At 39.6% G+C, this 16431-nt stretch carries 16 protein-coding genes and 1 pseudogene; 8 read left to right on the top strand and 9 right to left on the bottom strand.

Features of this window, described 5'->3' with window-relative positions:
* Positions 1 to 39: 39 nt before the first annotated feature.
* The 8 genes and pseudogenes from FVA72_RS17380 (at position 40) to FVA72_RS17350 (ending at position 6695) form a co-directional block, all read left to right on the top strand.
* Positions 40 to 726 carry a fimbrial biogenesis chaperone gene (locus FVA72_RS17380; RefSeq protein ID WP_036958017.1) on the top strand — a complete coding sequence of 229 codons (687 nt, stop codon included), beginning with the start codon at positions 40 to 42 and terminating at the stop codon, positions 724 to 726.
* A gap of 16 nt (positions 727 to 742) precedes the next feature.
* A pseudogene (locus FVA72_RS17375) lies at positions 743 to 2956 on the top strand (fimbria/pilus outer membrane usher protein); the annotation flags it as partial.
* Entirely contained in the window at positions 2951 to 3229 is a 279-nt protein-coding gene (locus FVA72_RS21765) for a FimD/PapC C-terminal domain-containing protein (protein ID WP_256372584.1), read from the top strand. The pseudogene FVA72_RS17375 and the gene FVA72_RS21765, both read left to right, overlap by 6 nt.
* Before the next feature lie 13 nt (positions 3230 to 3242).
* Positions 3243 to 3770, top strand: a complete 528-nt coding sequence (locus tag FVA72_RS17370) for a fimbrial protein (protein ID WP_036958016.1) — start codon at positions 3243 to 3245, stop codon at positions 3768 to 3770.
* Positions 3763 to 4281: a fimbrial protein gene (locus FVA72_RS17365; RefSeq protein ID WP_110591230.1), complete on the top strand. Its 519-nt coding sequence runs from the start codon at positions 3763 to 3765 to the stop codon at positions 4279 to 4281. Before FVA72_RS17370 ends, FVA72_RS17365 begins: the two co-directional genes overlap by 8 nt.
* Before the next feature lie 10 nt (positions 4282 to 4291).
* On the top strand, positions 4292 to 4924 hold the full coding sequence (locus FVA72_RS17360) for a fimbrial biogenesis chaperone (protein WP_226617201.1): 633 nt from the start codon (positions 4292 to 4294) through the stop codon (positions 4922 to 4924).
* Positions 4925 to 4932: 8 nt separating this feature from the next.
* Positions 4933 to 5985 carry a fimbrial protein gene (locus tag FVA72_RS17355; protein WP_094961051.1) on the top strand — a complete coding sequence of 351 codons (1053 nt, stop codon included), beginning with the start codon at positions 4933 to 4935 and terminating at the stop codon, positions 5983 to 5985.
* A 215-nt stretch (positions 5986 to 6200) separates the two neighbouring features.
* Positions 6201 to 6695: a nucleoside deaminase gene (locus FVA72_RS17350; RefSeq protein ID WP_050763755.1), complete on the top strand. Its 495-nt coding sequence runs from the start codon at positions 6201 to 6203 to the stop codon at positions 6693 to 6695.
* 65 nt (positions 6696 to 6760) lie between these two features.
* Here FVA72_RS17350 and FVA72_RS17345 read toward each other — a convergent pair whose 3' ends face one another.
* Genes FVA72_RS17345 through FVA72_RS17305 form a run of 9 tightly spaced genes read right to left on the bottom strand, consistent with a single transcriptional unit; the run spans position 6761 to position 16371 of the window.
* On the bottom strand, positions 6761 to 8404 hold the full coding sequence (locus FVA72_RS17345) for a thiamine pyrophosphate-binding protein (RefSeq protein WP_110591232.1): 1644 nt from the start codon (positions 8402 to 8404) through the stop codon (positions 6761 to 6763).
* 41 nt (positions 8405 to 8445) lie between these two features.
* Positions 8446 to 9915, bottom strand: coding sequence for an aldehyde dehydrogenase (locus FVA72_RS17340; protein ID WP_094961053.1), 1470 nt, complete (start codon positions 9913 to 9915; stop codon positions 8446 to 8448).
* Positions 9916 to 9928: 13 nt separating this feature from the next.
* Positions 9929 to 10720 (bottom strand): aspartate dehydrogenase, encoded by a 792-nt coding sequence (locus FVA72_RS17335; RefSeq protein ID WP_110591233.1) that lies wholly within the window; start codon positions 10718 to 10720, stop codon positions 9929 to 9931.
* Between the two features lie 11 nt (positions 10721 to 10731).
* Complete coding sequence (locus tag FVA72_RS17330) at positions 10732 to 11526, bottom strand: SDR family oxidoreductase (RefSeq protein ID WP_110591234.1); 795 nt, start codon at positions 11524 to 11526, stop codon at positions 10732 to 10734.
* Between the two features lie 10 nt (positions 11527 to 11536).
* The gene (locus tag FVA72_RS17325; RefSeq protein WP_110591235.1) at positions 11537 to 12376 is read right to left on the bottom strand and encodes an alpha/beta fold hydrolase; all 840 of its coding nucleotides are present in this window, start codon (positions 12374 to 12376) and stop codon (positions 11537 to 11539) included.
* Between the two features lie 15 nt (positions 12377 to 12391).
* On the bottom strand, positions 12392 to 12904 hold the full coding sequence (locus FVA72_RS17320) for a cupin domain-containing protein (RefSeq protein WP_004257990.1): 513 nt from the start codon (positions 12902 to 12904) through the stop codon (positions 12392 to 12394).
* 25 nt (positions 12905 to 12929) lie between these two features.
* Positions 12930 to 14210, bottom strand: coding sequence for an MFS transporter (locus FVA72_RS17315; protein WP_110591236.1), 1281 nt, complete (start codon positions 14208 to 14210; stop codon positions 12930 to 12932).
* Between the two features lie 21 nt (positions 14211 to 14231).
* The gene (locus FVA72_RS17310) at positions 14232 to 15449 is read right to left on the bottom strand and encodes an NAD(P)/FAD-dependent oxidoreductase (protein ID WP_110591237.1); all 1218 of its coding nucleotides are present in this window, start codon (positions 15447 to 15449) and stop codon (positions 14232 to 14234) included.
* A 4-nt stretch (positions 15450 to 15453) separates the two neighbouring features.
* The gene (locus FVA72_RS17305) at positions 15454 to 16371 is read right to left on the bottom strand and encodes a VOC family protein (protein WP_110591238.1); all 918 of its coding nucleotides are present in this window, start codon (positions 16369 to 16371) and stop codon (positions 15454 to 15456) included.
* Positions 16372 to 16431: the final 60 nt, after the last annotated feature.

Below are 16431 nucleotides of genomic sequence, written 5' to 3'. Positions count from 1 at the left end.
GCCAGTGATGGCCAATCATTAATCATGGAGCTTGTTTATATGCTAAAAAAAATATTCGTTATATTATCTTTATTTTTCTTTTGCCAATCGGTCTATGCTGGCGGAGTCTCACTAGGTGCAACTCGATTAATTTATCCAACTGAAAAAAATCAAATAACATTAAAAATATATAATAGTGATAAAGATGGAAATTACCTTGTTCAATCATGGGTATCGGATGATCATGAAAAAAAAAGTACTGATTTTGTAATAACACCGCCTTTATTTGTAATTAAATCAAATTCAGATAGCTTATTGAATGTTGTTTTTACTGGGGATAAAGAACAGTTACCTAAAGACAGAGAGAAGTTATATTATCTAAACTCAAAAGTTATTCCATCTTTAACAGAACAAGAACAGAAGATAGATAATGCATTATTAATATCAACGACAACTAAAATAAAGCTGATTGTTAGACCTAGTGAAATTAAAGGAAATTCATTTGAGTCATACAAAGATTTAAAATGTAGTTATGAAAATAATAAATTAAGAATTGATAACCCAACTCCATTTTATATGAATTTAGTATCTTTGACTATAAATGGTGTTGAAGTATCAAAAGCAGAAACGATAGCACCAAAAACATTCATCCATATTAATAATAATGATAAGAGTAAAAAATTATTTTTCAATTTCATTAATGACTATGGTGTTCAGATAAAAAATATACAGTGTAACTTTGTTTAATTCTGGAAGTATATCTATGCGAATAATAAGAAAATTTTTTTTGATTAGTCTATTTTTACATTCTAATGACTTACATTCGCAAGATTACTTCAATCCTTTATTTTTAGGTTCTGATGTTTCTTCTATCGATGATTTGTCTTATCTTTCGGCAGGCAATAATGTTACACCTGGAAAATATTTTTTAAACTTAAATGTTGGTGATGGATTTATTAGAAATGTTAGTGTTGAGTTCAAGCAAAGTAGTAATGATAAGAAAGTTATAGCTTGTTTTACAAAAGAAATTGTGAGTTTGATTCCCTTTAATAAAGATACTCAAGAAAAAATTAATCTGTCAAAAATAAATGATAATGAGTGTATTGATATTGATAAATACATAAATGATTTTAGCTATAATGTTGACTTGTCAAAGTTAACACTAACACTCTCAATACCACAAGTATATCTTAATTCCATTAGATCAACCTTGGCAAGCGAGAATGATTGGGATGATGGTATTTCTGCACTAATGACAAATTACAATTTAAATGGGTCATATTCAAGAAATAATAGAATGAGTAACTATTCTTCTCTGTTTTTGAATTTAAATAATAGGTTGAACTTAGGTGCTTGGCGCATCAGTTCAAACTTATACTATAATCAGAATAAAATAGGGTCAAAATCAAATCATGAATGGAAGTCAAATAATATTTCAATCTTAAGAAATATAAATTCAATTAAAAGTACACTTATTGCAGGACAAACTGTTTTAGGTTCAATGATTTTTGACTCAAATCCGTATATAGGTATCACATTATCTACTGCAAATGAAATGCTACCAGATAGCGAAAAAGGATATAGCCCAACAATTAAAGGTATAGCAGAGTCTAGATCAAAGATAACAATTAAACAAAATGGAAATATATTGTACCAAGAGTATATTAATCCAGGTCCATATAATATTGATAATTTAAACTCTGTTGGTACAAGCGGTGACTATGAAGTTGAGCTAACGTCAGGTGAAGGCGTCGTAACAAAGTATATTGTTCCATATTCTTCTTTACCGAATTTACTACGAAAAGGTAGTTATAATTATTCACTTACTTTTGGTCAGCTAGATATAACATCAGCCAAAAAAGATAAGTTTGCTCAAGGGACAATTGGAATTGGCTTACCACTAGATTCAACTCTTTATACGGGGTATCAAATTGCGAGTGGCTATCTAGCTACTGGAATCGGTTTAAGTAAAGATATTGGTGCATTTGGAGCTTTATCTATTGATACAATACAAGCACAAGCTAAAATACATGATAAAAAATATAGTGGTGGGTCATATAGAATATTGTATGCGAAATCATTTAGTGATATTGGTACAAATATTCAGTTGACAGGATATAGATACTCAACATCTGACTATTATACTTTTAGTGAAGCTAATTACAGAAATAGTTACAAAGGTGAAATAAATGATTACTTATTTTATTCAAGTAATGAAAGGAAAAAGAACAGCTTTCAAGTAAATATTTCTCAAAGTTTAGGTGACTATGGACAATTATATGCATGGGGAAATGTTAATTCATACTGGGGGAGCGACTTAAAATCTAAAAATATTCAAATAGGCTGGAATAAGACATTGACTCAGTATAATAATATTATACTATCAGCTAGCTATAATAAAAATACGTATAGCCATAATACAGACAATATATTTTACTTATCATTATCTATCCCATTGTCAAATGCGATGGACAAAAATAGAATGTATATTACAAATAGTACCACTTTCAATGACTCAAAGTATAACACTATGACAAGTCTATATGGTACTGCATTAAATGAAAAATTAAATTATAATATTTATCAAACTATAAATAATAATAATGATAATAAATCAAATTTAAATCTACGTTATAAAGCAGATGTAACAGAACTTAGTGCAGGAACATCATTTTCAAATAATTCAAAAGAGCTTGATTATGGAGTCACTGGTTCTGTCCTTGTTCATTCTGGTGGTTTACTTTTTGCTAGAGAGGCAAATGATACTGCAATTTTAGTTTAAGCCAAAGGGGCTGCTGGAGCTAAAGTGGATAAAACAGGTGAAAATATTACTATCAATAATAGTGGTTACGCTTTAATTCCTTATGCAACGGCATATCACTATAATGATATAGGTCTATCACCTGAATCATTAGGGGCAGGTTATGATATTGATGGTAATGTTATAAAAGTAGCTCCGACACGAGGAGCTATCAGTAAAGTTATTTTCGATGTACGTAAAGGGTATAATTTTTTAGTTTCACTTCAGTATCAAGAAAAACCAATTAAATTTGGAACAGTAGTAGTTAATGATTCTGGAAAAAATATATCTATTGTAAATGATGATAGTACAGTTTATTTAACTGGTGTTAAACCTAATTCAAGCTATACAGTAAATATAGATAAAGATAAACTTTGTAAGTTTTCTATTAAATATGATGAAAATGATAAAATGAAAAATATTAACAAAGTTAATGTGGCGTGCCAATAATAGGAACTATATAATGAAAATAAATATTATTTTTTTAGTTATATACTTCATCGGTTTTTTTGCGTACGCAGTCGATGTCACAGTTAATGTTAATGGTGAAATATTAACACAAAGCTGCAATGTGACGGGTAAGGATTTAATTAAAAATATCAATTTTTTAGATTTAAATCCAAGTGATTTTAATCAAATTGGCTCGACTAGTGCTACGCAACCTATTTCAATACATCTCGAGAATTGTTCTGGTAAAGTTAATAATATGTCATATAAATTTTCTGGGGAGGAAGATGATAACGACCCAACTTTATTGAAAATATTAGGAAAGGCAAACAGTCTTGAAGGTGATATCGCTACCGGACTTGCTATTGAAATATTAGATAAATACCGGAAAAAAATTTCATTAAATACAAAGTATGCTTTGAATGAAGTTATCACAACCCCAAGTTATGATTTGAATTTCTATTTAAGATATAAGTCAACTCAAATAAATATAGGATCAGGTGATGCGTCATCTTTACTTTTTTTGGATATTTATTATGAATAAAATTATTGGGTTTTTAATAATATTCCTACTTCTTCCTAGAGTTGTTTTTAGCGAACAAATAAAAATTAACATTAATGCAAATGTTATGGAGCGTAGCTGCACTGTTTCTAATGATACAGCTAGTTTACTAGTCGGACTTAATCCTAACGATTTGAATGGAAAGCAGGTCGGTATTCCTTTCACTGAAACACCATTTTCAATTGTTTTAGAAAATTGCCCTAAAAATATTAATTCTGCTCATATTATATTTACAGGTGTAAATGATACTATAATGACTAATTTATTAAAAAATTTAGATGAAACAGATGCTGGTGCAAGTAATATTGCAATAGGAATTTATGATAACAATAAAAAAATTATAGATATAAGTAATAATAAAACAACTTTAAAAATTGACCATAACTTAGTGAATAATATTTTTAATTTTTACGCTTCTTACGTTAAAACAGGAAATACTTCTTCTGCAGGTAAAGTGCTCTGTATTGCAAATTTCGAGTTGTCTTATGATTAATAGAATATTAATGGCTATATTTTTTGTTTTCTTTATTACCAATGCATTTTCTGGTACAACACTTGTTGGTACACGGTTTTTAATTAATAACGAAAATAAATCATTAAATATAAAAATAATGAATGATGAAAATAGTGATTATTTAATAAAAAGTGAATTAAGTGATAAAAGATTTATCATATCACCACCACTTTTTTTACTTCCTAGAAACAGTAATAGTATTATAACAATATTACCAACAACAGCAATTGATAATATATCAGATGAATTAATTAACTTAACTGTTACATCAATTCCAAAGTCAGATTTAAATAGTGGTGAAAATTCTATTTCTCTAGCGATTCGCTCACATTTTAAAGTTATTTATCGACATCGTAAAATACGAGAAAGTGATTATGATAAAATAAGTTTAATCAATTTTAATAAAGAGTTTTATTTGATTAATAAATCAAAATTTATTTTTACAATTTCAGTTTCAAAAGATAAGCAATATAATAATGAACGGATAGTAAATATAGTTCCAGAGGAAAAGGTGAAATTAAACGATATTTGTAAAGGTAATACATGCCATATATGGGTTAATTTTTATGATGAGAGTAATGACGTAATTAAATCACTGGATTTATCATATAGTAAAAATTAGGAATTAATATGAAACAATGTAGTACAACGTTTTTTTTTATTGCTTTTTTATTTCAATCGGGTCAAGCTTTTGGTATCCCTGAGTACACGTATAATACTAATTCTATGACTAACATAGAGATCACTGGGCCTGCCGACCAAATACCATTTGGTGAGATTATTAAAAACTCTGGTTCTCGGAGAGGAATAAGCATATGTAATAGTAATAGTATAAACTATACACTTGGTCGAATAGAGTACCAACCAATAGCTCATTGGAATGGGCAATCTTATCAAGCATCACCTTCTCACCCGATGATTTATTTATTTGAAACTGGTATTTCTGGATTTTCATTTTCCCCTATTGGGGGATTTAACGAAAGTTTTGTCCCGTTACCGGTTAAAAATACAGTCGTTTGGGAAGGTAGTTTAAGTAATAATTCACGAATAGCATCTCCTATTAAAGTCACTATAGGTGTTTTTATCTACAAAGGACCGGATAGAATTATTGGAAGTGTGGTGATTCCAAGTCAAAAAATGTATCGATATGCGTGTTATGATGATGTTGGAAATCTGCAAGAGATAGTTAATGTACAATATAACCCAATAACTGTTAATGCTACTGTTTCTAGCTGTGCACCAACAAATAAAATTGTCTCTGTTGAAATGGAAAAAATTCCAGCAAGTATTATTGAAAAGGCAGACGCATCAGAAAATATAAGCCTAAAAAGACAATCATTTTCACTACAATGTGACCCTAATATAAATGTATATGTATCAATTGTTGATTTATCTGATACAACAAATAAAACTACGGTTTCAACGCTAACAGCTGATTCTTCTGCATCAGGTGTTGGATATGCTGTAATAGGTTTAAGCGGACAACGATTACAATTTGGCCCAGATGGCTCTGCTCCAAATATTCCAGGCCAACAGAAATATTATATTCAGCGTTCTGGTACCGCTGAAAAAAATAACCCAATTAGTTTTAGCTTGGGTTTTGGCTATGTACGTAAGCCAGAAGAAGAATTCAAAACGGGAACAGCAAATGCAATGATTGGCTTAACATATTCTTACCAATAATTAGCTGTTTTATATAAAGTTGCAGTTAGTGATAAACTAAATATCTGACTTGAAAATTAGAGTAGGTACATTCTTTAGCGTTGACTCTCTAATAGCTCAGTTTTTTTAGCATTAATGAGAATGGCCATTTTTTATGTTTTACTAGCCCAGTAAACTTGATATATCTATTTAAACCATTTGTAAATTATATAAATCCACACATGAAGGTAGTGTATATGGAAAATAAATCGAAAAACAATGCGCAACAGTTTGAATTGGATATTCAGTTTATGACTCAGGCTTTAGCTTTGGCTACGGATGCGGCGAAAAATGGTAATGAACCCTTTGGTGCGGTATTGGTTAAAAATAACCAAGTCGTTATGACTGGTGAAAATCATATCCATACTGAAAGTGACCCGACCTATCATGCGGAGTTAGGTCTCATACGCCAGTATTGCTCTGAACATAAAGTCATGGATTTATCAGATTATACGCTGTATACCAGCTGTGAGCCATGTTGTATGTGTTCCGGTGCAATGGTATGGAGCCAATTAGGTCGGATGGTTTATAGCCTTTCTCATGATGAACTCGCAGAGATTGCAGGTTTTAATATTATGTTAGGTAGCGATGAGATTTTTGCCAAAAGCCCCTTTAAACCTGAAGTGGTTAAAGGCGTCTTAAAAGAGCAAGCTATTTCTATTTATACGCAATATTTTAAGCCAAATTTATAGCCTTGACTGCATCATTATCTATCAATGAAGTAGGGTGGCTTGTGCCACCCGTATTAGTTTGAAAGTTAAAATAATTTTTTCTGTGGTGGGCCTGAGAAATTCATTTTGCCAATGCTATTCATTAACACTTCAACGACAACAGGTTGCTTCAAATCGACGGCTTGGCGTAGTGTTGATTCGAAATCTGTAGCTTTATCTATCGTAAATGCCTGAATCCCCATAGATTGAGCGAGTTGGCTAAATGAAGGCGTGAGTAACTCATTATAGTATTGGCGGTCTGAAAAATATTTTTCCTGAATACCTCGCATTACGCCATAACCTTGGTCATTCATAATAATCAGAACAATGGGGAGCTGCTCTTGTGCCATGGTGGCCAATTCACCTATGCCTAACATTAACCCGCCATCACCCACTAAGCCAATAACAGGCACATTCGGATTTGCTTTGGCACTGCCAATTGCCATAGCGAGTCCTAGACCAATCGCACCGGCTAATGAGTGAATGTTGTGCATTGGTTGGGTCGCTTTGAGTAAACGGCTTCCCCATAAACTCCCTGATACCGTAATGTCTCGGACAAAAATACCGTTACTCGGTAAGACTTGCTCCACGGCATCACTGAGTTGGCTATAAGGGCCACATTGTTGCCTGAGTTGCTCTTCTGCCAGTTGCACCGCCTCTTGTACTTGTTTTTTCCATTGAGCAGAGATAGGGCGCTTGGCTTGTTCGATTTTATCGGCAAGTGCTTCAAGTAAACTTTTGCAATCCCCAGTTACTGTTAAGTCGGCTAAATAGTTGCGATTAGCTGCGAGTGGATTTATATCGATTTGTATGATGGGGTGTGGCAAAGGTAATGACCATGTTTTGGTTTCATTACTGCGTAAACGCGAGCCAGCGACGATAGTTAAATCGCATGAACGCAGTAATGCATCAATGGAATCTGCATTATGAAAAGCACGTAAGCTGAATGGGTGGTTATCCGATAAAATACCTCGCCCATGGGTGCTGCTGATGACGGCAATCCCGGCATCAGCAAGGCGTTTGACAGCATCTTTTGCTTGTAGAGCACCTGCGCCAACCCATAATAGAGGCTGTGTAGCGTGTTGAAGTTTATCCCAAATTGCATTGACTAGCGATGTACAACAGTCAGGCAGCGTAGAAGGGAGAAGTGGCACACTAAGCACGGATAATGGCACTTGCGCACTTTGAATATCAATTGGAATTTCGATAGAGACAGGGCCACAAGGTATCGTTTGAGCAACCTGAATGGCTTTATGTAGAGTAGCAACGGCTTGTTCGGGGGTATGAACACGAAAAGCTTGCTTTGAACTCGAACGTAAAAAACCGAGTTGGTCATGGGTTTCATGAATAAACCCTGCGTCCATATCCAGATAAGCTTTTTCAACTTGCCCAGTAATATGGATCATGGGGGAGCATGCATTCATGGCTTCAATCATTGAGCCAACAGCATTCCCAGCTCCTGCTCCCGTACTGGTTAACGCTACCCCTAATCCAGTAAAACGGCTATGTGCATCCGCCATGGTAACGGCTCCTGCCTCTCCACGACTTGGCGTAAAATCAATCACTTTTCGGCGCCCGATAGCATCTGCTATGGGTAAATTATGAATTGAAATAACCCCATAAACCGTTGTGACTTGGTATTGTTCGAGTGTTCTGGCGATAGCTTCGCCAACTGTAATCATTTCAGACATTTTATTCTCCTCAATGCTGTCATAATCCGGTGACGGATTTGCTATTCACACCAACGGTTTGGTTGTGGGTTAAGTGCCAGAAATAGGCTTTTTTGTTGCATATAGGCTTTGAGGCTTTCAAGGCCTTTTTCACGGCCAATGCCACTTTCTTTAAAGCCGCCAAATGGCGTTGAAATAGAAAAAACTTTATAGGTATTAACCCAAACGGTACCGACATCAAGCGCATCGGCGAGCTTAAACGCCCGGGTGTAATCTTTTGTCCAAATACCTGCTGCAAGCCCATAAACAGAATCATTAGCTTGTTGAATTAAATCGTCTTCATCATCAAATGGCATAACGACGAGTACGGGACCGAAAATTTCTTCTTGGCAAACAGTAGATTGGTTATTTAAGCCTTCAATAATCGTCGGTAAAAAATAGTTGCCATCTTGGAGTACAGGGTCAGCCGGTGCGGTTCCACCAATACGGATCTTCCCGCCTTGTTGTACGGCTTGTTCGACATAGTTTCTGACGCTGTCTCGGTGCGAAGGGGAGATTAATGGCCCCAAATGAACGCGCTCTTGCCTTGGGTCACCAATAATCAGGTTGCGGGTCAGTTGCGTTAATTTTTCCATAAAAGATGAGTAGATATCTTTAGCCACAAACAGACGCGAACCCGCGATGCAGGCTTGCCCCATCGAACTAAAGATACCGTAGCAAACACCGTGTGCAGCAATATCAAGGTCAGCGTCTGACAACACGATAGTTGGGGATTTACCCCCAAGTTCGAGTGACGTGGTGATAAGTTTATCTGCCGCAATGTGAGCCAGTTGTCGTCCCGTATTGGTGCCACCCGTAAAGGAGATTTTTTTCACCAGAGGGTGGCGAACCAGTGCATCACCGACAATCGACCCCTTACCCGGGAGCACGCTCAATAGGCCGCTGGGTAAACCTGCTTGCTCAAATAGCTCAGCTAATTTTAATGAAATTAGAGGCGTGGCTTCCGCAGGTTTTAAGATGACTGCGTTACCGGCAGCAATTGCTGGGGCAATTTTTTGCATATCACTGGCAATTGGGGAGTTCCATGGCGTGATTGCGGCGATCACGCCAATGGGTTGGTAAGTACTTATGGTCATCAGTTCTGGCTGGCGGCGAGGCGGAAGCTCACCACCTGAGACTTCACAAACCGCGGCAAAGTAGCGAGCAGTTGCTGCTGCGCTCATTACTAAGCCACGCGCTTCTGCCCAAGGCTTGCCGTTATCTAAGGTTTGTAATTGGGTTAATGCTTCGCAGTTTTCATCAATTAAGCGACTAACCTTGTATAAGATAGCCGCCCGTTGGTGAGCGGGAAGGTTGCGCCAAGAAGGCATCCTCCAGGCCATATCGGCTGCAATCACGGCGTCTTCGACATCTTCCAAACTTGCACTGTTGAGGGTGGCAATCACTTGGTTATCTCCCGGAAAACGCGACTGCATTTCAGGCCCGCGACCTTGCTGCCATTGGCCACCAACAAAAATATCCATGTTGTTCATTATTTGGCTCCTATTAAATAGCTTGCTGCCCAGCGACACGGCGACAAATTTCAACAGCACTTAAGGCCGCTAACATCGATGTTTTTGGGTTGGAAGGGAGAGGATTTCCATTGAGTTCAATATAGAAATGGCCAAAATCACCCATAACATCAATGCGATGTGAATTGTGTGTGGTGTTCGGGTCAACAACTAATTGAACTTGTGTGGCATCCATCCCAATGCCATACAGCGCGACAGTGGCAGCGACATTGGCATTTGCGGGAAAATTCAGAGCCGCTTCACGAGCACTGCCACTAAAGAACACCGTAGGCTGTGTCACTTGTGACAAATCGACATAACGCTCAGCCGCGCCATTGCGCCAACTTGCGGGGCTTTTACGTGACTGGTAGGTCACCTGAGTGATATTGGCTTCTTTTGCCGCACGTAAGCCATCAAGCCCTGCAACAGCGCCAGTCAGTGGGATCAACTGGCTGTGGTGGCGTTGGGTTAAGGCGACCAAGTGTTGTTCAAAGTCCGTGTCTGCAAGTGCACCTGTAGAGATAATGGCCAGTGTCCAGCCTCTTTCTAGTACCGTTGGTGCATATTGCTTAACGGCTTGGTGCCCCGCGCACTCCAACACTAAATCAGGGGGAACGATATTATTATCAAGGCTATCGATAGGTGTGACAGCCCCTTTAAAGCGTTCCAAGATAGCTTGGTGGTGATGAGGCCGAGCAATAATGTAGCGCAGTGTTATCTCATCAGGTAAGCGAGTAATCACTTCTTGCGCCATTGCACCATAACCAATCAACATGAGTGTTTTCATCATTAAGTCCTTTAAATATGATGGCTAAAGCCACCTGAAACATCTAAAGCGGCACCCGAGGTAAACGACGCCATGGGAGAGGCTAGAAAGACTAAGGCACTCGCGGGCTCTTCGGGTTTTCCTAAACGTTGCATTGGTATGCCTCTTTTTTTAGCGATATCGCCAATCCATTGTTCCCAATCGAGATTCTTGTCAGTGCGATTTTCGAAGCGACGTCGCCATTGGTCGGACTCTACCATGCCAAGTAAAATAGAGTTCACGCGGATCCCTTTAGGTAACAGTGTTTTCGACAAGTTTAGTGTCATGTTTAATAGTGCTGCTCGAGCTGCCGAGGTGGCGACCATATGCGGTTCAGGTTGTAAGGCCAGCAGTGAATTGACACAGGTAATAGAAGCAATATTTGATAGTTCTAAGAATGGCAAAAAAGCATTCACGGGGTTAATCACACCAAATAGTTTGAGTTGGGCTTCATGTAACCACGCTTCTTCGGGGGTATCGCTATAGCTTGCGACATAGCCTTGCCCTGCGTTGTTAATCAATATATCGACTTGGCCATATTGCTGATGAACCTGTTTTGCGAAGGCTTCGGTTTGTGTTTTATCAAGAACATCACAAGAGTGTGCGATAAAATGCCCTTGGGGGTAGAGCTCTTGTAATGTTGTGAGTGCTTGCTGGAGTTTGTCTTGATCACGGCCGCAGAATGCCACTTTACAGCCTTCATCCAGTAAGAGTTTGACGGTTGCAAAGCCGATGCCGGAGCTTCCTCCTGTCACGACAGCAACACGGTTATTTAACTGTAAATTCATGAGTCTTCCTTTATTCGGCTTGGCAATAGAGCGTCTCTAAAAATTGTTGTAAGTGGTGGTTAAAGGCGTCTGGCGCATCTAAATAACTGGCGTGTCCCGCTTGGTTTATCAGAAAGTAAGGGCAGTTTTTTTGTCGTGCGAGTCGTTCTACTTGTGCTGGTGGCGTAATGGTATCTTCTGTGCCAACCAGTATTTCCAATGGGCCATCATAGCGATTTAAATATTGGCTGATGTCATCATGAGCTAGCATCCACGCAGCAGCTAAGAAACCTGTGGGGTTGAGCTTCTTCATGTTCTGTTGAACCCAATTGACTTTCTCGGTAGTTGCGTTGGCCGATAGCAGCGTAGCAGCACGGTTTTGCGCATATGCCTCAATACCGGAACTAAAAACAATATCTTGCCGCTGTTGGTAAACTTGTTTTTGTTGGTCAGGGCTTTTTGTGGCATAACCTTGCGCGGGGTTCGCTAATATTAAGCCTTTCACTTTATTGGGATATTGCGCTGCAAAAGCGCTTGCCATTATGGCGCCAAGAGAATGCCCTACTAACACGATGGGTGATAAGGCTAATTTATCAATGAAAGCATTTAATGCATTTGCGTAATCAATTGCGGTAGGTGTTGCCGTCTCTAGATCATGGCTTTCTAAATAGCCGGGGGCATCCCAGCTATAGAGATGGTAATGGTCTGTCAGTGATGGGCTCATCAGTTGGCTTACCCATGAAGCAGAACCAGAGCTGATACCATGCAGTAATACGACAGGGTGTCCTTGGCCGGCTTCCCGCCAACTTAGGCGATATGGCCCAAAGTCTGCCACCTGTGGTTCTGGGAGTTTTTTATTGAGCAAATTCATCACTGACGACTCCTGTTAGTTACGTTTAACTTTTGATAAAGGGTGATCTTCGGGATATGTCGGGATCGCCGGTTTTGGTGTGCCGATCATGACGCACATTAAGGCTTCTTCTTCCCCGTGGTTAAATAAGCCACGATAAATGCCCGCAGGAACTGAGATCAGGTCACGCTCTTTGAGAACCGTTTCATATTCCTCATTGCCATCTTTTACAAACAACGTGATGGTGCCTTTCAACATAAAGAACACTTCTTCAACATCGGGGTGCAGGTGTAATGGGCCTTCGCACTTGGCTGGAAGAACCATGGTAGAGAAGGTAAAGTTCTCTGCGGGAACGGTGTTGACATCATTAGCAACGCCAGTCGCACCAGTGCCGATATAGCGCATTTGTGCGCGGCGATATTTAGGGTCGTAATCCGCTTGGAATTTCAGAGCATTCCAGTCATATTTACGCCCCTCGAGGCGAGCAATGCGTGACTCAATCCATTGTGCCATTGGAATATCTTGTGGTTTGATTTGCGGTTGTGACATGGTGTTATCTCCAATAAAAAATGAGTTAATATTTTTTCAGTAAAGGCACTAGTAACAAGCTGCCGAATAAACCTATGACGACGATAAATAACAACCCGCTATCCATAGTGTGAGTGACAGTAATAAGAACCCCCATTGCCAGCGGTGCAGCAGCGCCGGCCAGGTTTCCTAACCCATTGAAAATACCGCCTGCTAATGCACTGACCTGTTTTTGTGTGGCTTTTGCGAGTAGGGCAAAGATATTGGGTGCGCCTGCCCCCCACATGAACATGCTAAACGCCATCATAAGAATGATGCTGTAGGTGCCAGTGAGAAATAACACGCCAGCAAGACCTAGGACGGCACCAAGTAATGAAATAAAACAAACGAGTGCGCGGCGATCGTAGCGATCTGATAACCATGCTCCGATAGCCTCACCAAATAACATGGCGATAAAGGGAAGGGATGACAGGATCCCAGCATGTTCCAAGTGGATAGACTTACCTTTAATTAAATAGCTAGGTAACCAACCATTCATCCCCCAAAGATAGATAAGAAAAGCGATATTAAACATGCAGATAATCCAAAAATGGCTATTTTGGAATAAGCGTTTTTTATGGGCTCGCATCGCGGCCAGTTGCTCGGCAGGCAGTGCTTCACCCGCTGTATTTTTAGTTTGTGCTTGGCGCTTGACTAAATTAGGGTGACGGATACCAATGACCACTAACCACCAAACAGGAACGGTAAAGGCCGCCATGACAAAAAATGTACTTTGCCAACCATAGTTATTAAGTAAATACAATGAGATAGGAAAGCCTAACGCTGCGCCTAACGGTGTGCCTAATAACCACATCATAGTGGCTCGAGCTTGCATTTTTGGCGGAAAGGTACGGCGCACAATGGCATAAGCGATTGCCAGCAAAGGCCCTTCGGCAATTCCTAGCAATACACGCAGAAAAACCATCGTGCCATAGTGGTGTGTGAATCCCATAAAAATCATGAGAAAACACCAGCTACTGATCATAAATAACAGCATTTTAGTGGGGTGAAATTTATCACCAATGCCGCTTAGTAACATGGAAGAAACACCATAAGCGAATAAAAATGCGCTCATCAGTAATCCCAAACGGGTTGGGTCAAAATCAATTCCCAGTGCTTGCTGAAATTTTTCGTCAGAAAATAGAGCCGCAATACTGATTTTATCGAAGAAAGCTAGTAACACACAGGAAAACAGGCCGATTGGGATCAACCAATTGATCTTTTCAGGAACATCTTGCTCGATTTGATCAGGTTCTGAGTTTCGTAAGGTTATAGTCTGGTTAGCCATGAGATTTCTCCTTGCTGGGCACTATTTCAGTGACATTAGTGAAAATGTGGGATCAGCAAGTTGTGAAGGGTCCAATTTGCGGTGGCCTTGTATCCAACGTTTACCTAGCTTGATGGCACGAGCATCATTAAATGCAATCATTTGCACCAATTCATTGCTTTCATTTAAAGCAAAATGAACCTCTGAATCAGGAGTATGCCGTTGAATATGATTTAATTTTTGTGAGGTTGGGACACCTAAAATTTGGATGTTGTCTTGGTATTGATCTGACCATAACCAAGCGAGTTCATTAAACCCTTCAGATTGTGGGTTAAGCATGGCTTTTGCTGTGGTGATAGCTTGGTTTTGCGCATAAGCCCATGACTGTAAACATAAAGACAGTGTGGGATGGCAAGCGACGTCCCCCGCAGCATAAATATTGGGGTGAGAAGTTTGCCCTTGGTGATTAATCACAATACCGTGGGTGACATCAAGCCCTGCTTCTTTGGCTAGTTCGAGATTTAATTCAACACCAATCCCCATAACAGCGAGATCGAAGTTTTGCGAAGGCTGCTTTTGGCAACTAATTTGTAATCCAGTTGTTGTCGGCTCGCCAAGTTCGATATTTCCACAATCGGTTATGACATGAACGCCCGCTTGTGTATGACGTAGTGCCAGAGCCTCTGAAACATTTTGCGGCACACTGCGTTCGCACAATCGGCTTTGCCGCTCAAAAATTGTGACATCAATACCCATTTTTCGTGCGGAAGCAGCGACTTCTAAGCCAATCCAACCACCACCAATAATGGCAATTTTTTGTGCTGATAGTAGTGCAGTGCGTAATTTCTGAGCGTCATCCCACGAACGTAAGGCAAAGACTTTTGGGTGTTGCTGCCAGCGGCTTGACAGGTAGCGAGGTCGGCCGCCTGTCGCGAGCAGTAATTTGTCAAACGTAATGACACGGCCATCACTTAAATGAACGTATTGGTTTTGACTATCAATTTTAGTGGCACGTAGTGGGCGAAACCATTGTAAATTTAAGGCGTGAGTTTCTTGTTCGCTGAATAAACGTGATAACGATAAACTCTCCTGCGTCAGTGCCGCTTTAGACAGCGGTGGGCGCTCATAAAAATCATGGTTTTCATCGCTAATCACCGAAATAATGCCTTGATAGCCTTCATCTCGTAGGGTTTTTGCCGCCCAGCCACCTGCCTGGCCCCCACCGATAATGACAATACCGCCTTGGATTAATGAGCTCATGGTGTTACTCCTTAACTTGGCGGCGAGTTTCATAATCGAGACCGCCTTCTACAGCCCATTCCGTAAATGAAACTAAGGAATGTTCCAGTTCGCGCGGTTGCCACTTATCGGTAAGGTAATCATCATTGGTGTAATATTCGAAAGCACCACCTGTTGGGCTGTTGACATACCAAAAGTAAGCGGATGAGATAGGGTGGCGGCCTGGGCCAATAAAGGTGCTCCATTGATGGCGGTTCATTGCTAGGCCGCCGCCAATCACTTCATGGATATCACGAACCGTAAAAGCGACATGGTTGAGGCCGCTGCTACGATGAGGAAGCTTCAGCAAAAACAGGTTATGGTGGCAACCGTTTATTTGTGTCCGTAAAAAGACGGCACGGTCGATATAACGGTCAGAAACTTGAAAACCCAGTTTTTGGCAATAGAACGCTTCTGTAGAAGGTAAGTCATTAACAAAGAACACCACGTGGCCGACGTTAATAGGGGTGGCTTTTTCGTAAACCGGGCTAGGTTTATCAATGCGGCGAATATCCCCCCATTGGTTGATAGCGGTGACTTCTAATTCAACCGTTTTTTGTTTGCTGATGGTGAAAGCGACAGTCATGCCATTTGGGTCACGGCATTGTGCGCCATCTGGCGTCAGTTGAAAGCCATCACAAGGCCTAATTTTCTCAATGACCTCTTGGAGTTTATCCGAGTTTTCAACACCCCATGTAATGCGGCGCAGTGTTGAACCCGCTTCAAAAGGGGCTGGCAGATTTGGGTCTTGGTGTGAAAATAACTGTATTTCTGCACCAGATAAGGTCGTGAATAACGAGGCGTTATCAGAGGCCGCTTTGAGGCCAAAATCATGTAAAAATTTCTGGCAGCTAGGGATATTTTCAACACCAAATTCTAATTTTTCTATTCCAATCACTGACATTGTAAAGTCCTCTATCGATTGGTGTTATTGCCAAAGGTTTTTTTGGACAAAAAGAACCTG

The sequence above is a fragment of the Providencia sp. PROV061 genome, from assembly GCF_011045655.1.
Taxonomy (GTDB): Bacteria; Pseudomonadota; Gammaproteobacteria; order Enterobacterales; family Enterobacteriaceae; genus Providencia; species Providencia hangzhouensis.
The sequence above is the reverse complement of the archived record's forward strand: the minus strand, read 5'-3'. Positions and strand labels throughout refer to the sequence as shown.

Excerpts from the sequence above, each read along its gene's own strand:
- FVA72_RS17380 (WP_036958017.1), top strand. The coding sequence starts at position 40 with ATGCTAAAAAAAATATTCGTTATATTATCTTTATTTTTCTTTTGCCAA.
- FVA72_RS17370 (WP_036958016.1), top strand. The coding sequence starts at position 3,243 with ATGAAAATAAATATTATTTTTTTAGTTATATACTTCATCGGTTTTTTT.
- FVA72_RS17365 (WP_110591230.1), top strand. The coding sequence starts at position 3,763 with ATGAATAAAATTATTGGGTTTTTAATAATATTCCTACTTCTTCCTAGA.
- FVA72_RS17360 (WP_226617201.1), top strand. The coding sequence starts at position 4,292 with ATGGCTATATTTTTTGTTTTCTTTATTACCAATGCATTTTCTGGTACA.
- FVA72_RS17355 (WP_094961051.1), top strand. The coding sequence starts at position 4,933 with ATGAAACAATGTAGTACAACGTTTTTTTTTATTGCTTTTTTATTTCAA.
- FVA72_RS17350 (WP_050763755.1), top strand. The coding sequence starts at position 6,201 with ATGGAAAATAAATCGAAAAACAATGCGCAACAGTTTGAATTGGATATT.
- FVA72_RS17345 (WP_110591232.1), bottom strand. The coding sequence starts at position 8,404 with ATGTCTGAAATGATTACAGTTGGCGAAGCTATCGCCAGAACACTCGAA.
- FVA72_RS17340 (WP_094961053.1), bottom strand. The coding sequence starts at position 9,915 with ATGAACAACATGGATATTTTTGTTGGTGGCCAATGGCAGCAAGGTCGC.
- FVA72_RS17335 (WP_110591233.1), bottom strand. The coding sequence starts at position 10,720 with ATGAAAACACTCATGTTGATTGGTTATGGTGCAATGGCGCAAGAAGTG.
- FVA72_RS17330 (WP_110591234.1), bottom strand. The coding sequence starts at position 11,526 with ATGAATTTACAGTTAAATAACCGTGTTGCTGTCGTGACAGGAGGAAGC.
- FVA72_RS17325 (WP_110591235.1), bottom strand. The coding sequence starts at position 12,376 with ATGAATTTGCTCAATAAAAAACTCCCAGAACCACAGGTGGCAGACTTT.
- FVA72_RS17320 (WP_004257990.1), bottom strand. The coding sequence starts at position 12,904 with ATGTCACAACCGCAAATCAAACCACAAGATATTCCAATGGCACAATGG.
- FVA72_RS17315 (WP_110591236.1), bottom strand. The coding sequence starts at position 14,210 with ATGGCTAACCAGACTATAACCTTACGAAACTCAGAACCTGATCAAATC.
- FVA72_RS17310 (WP_110591237.1), bottom strand. The coding sequence starts at position 15,449 with ATGAGCTCATTAATCCAAGGCGGTATTGTCATTATCGGTGGGGGCCAG.
- FVA72_RS17305 (WP_110591238.1), bottom strand. The coding sequence starts at position 16,371 with ATGTCAGTGATTGGAATAGAAAAATTAGAATTTGGTGTTGAAAATATC.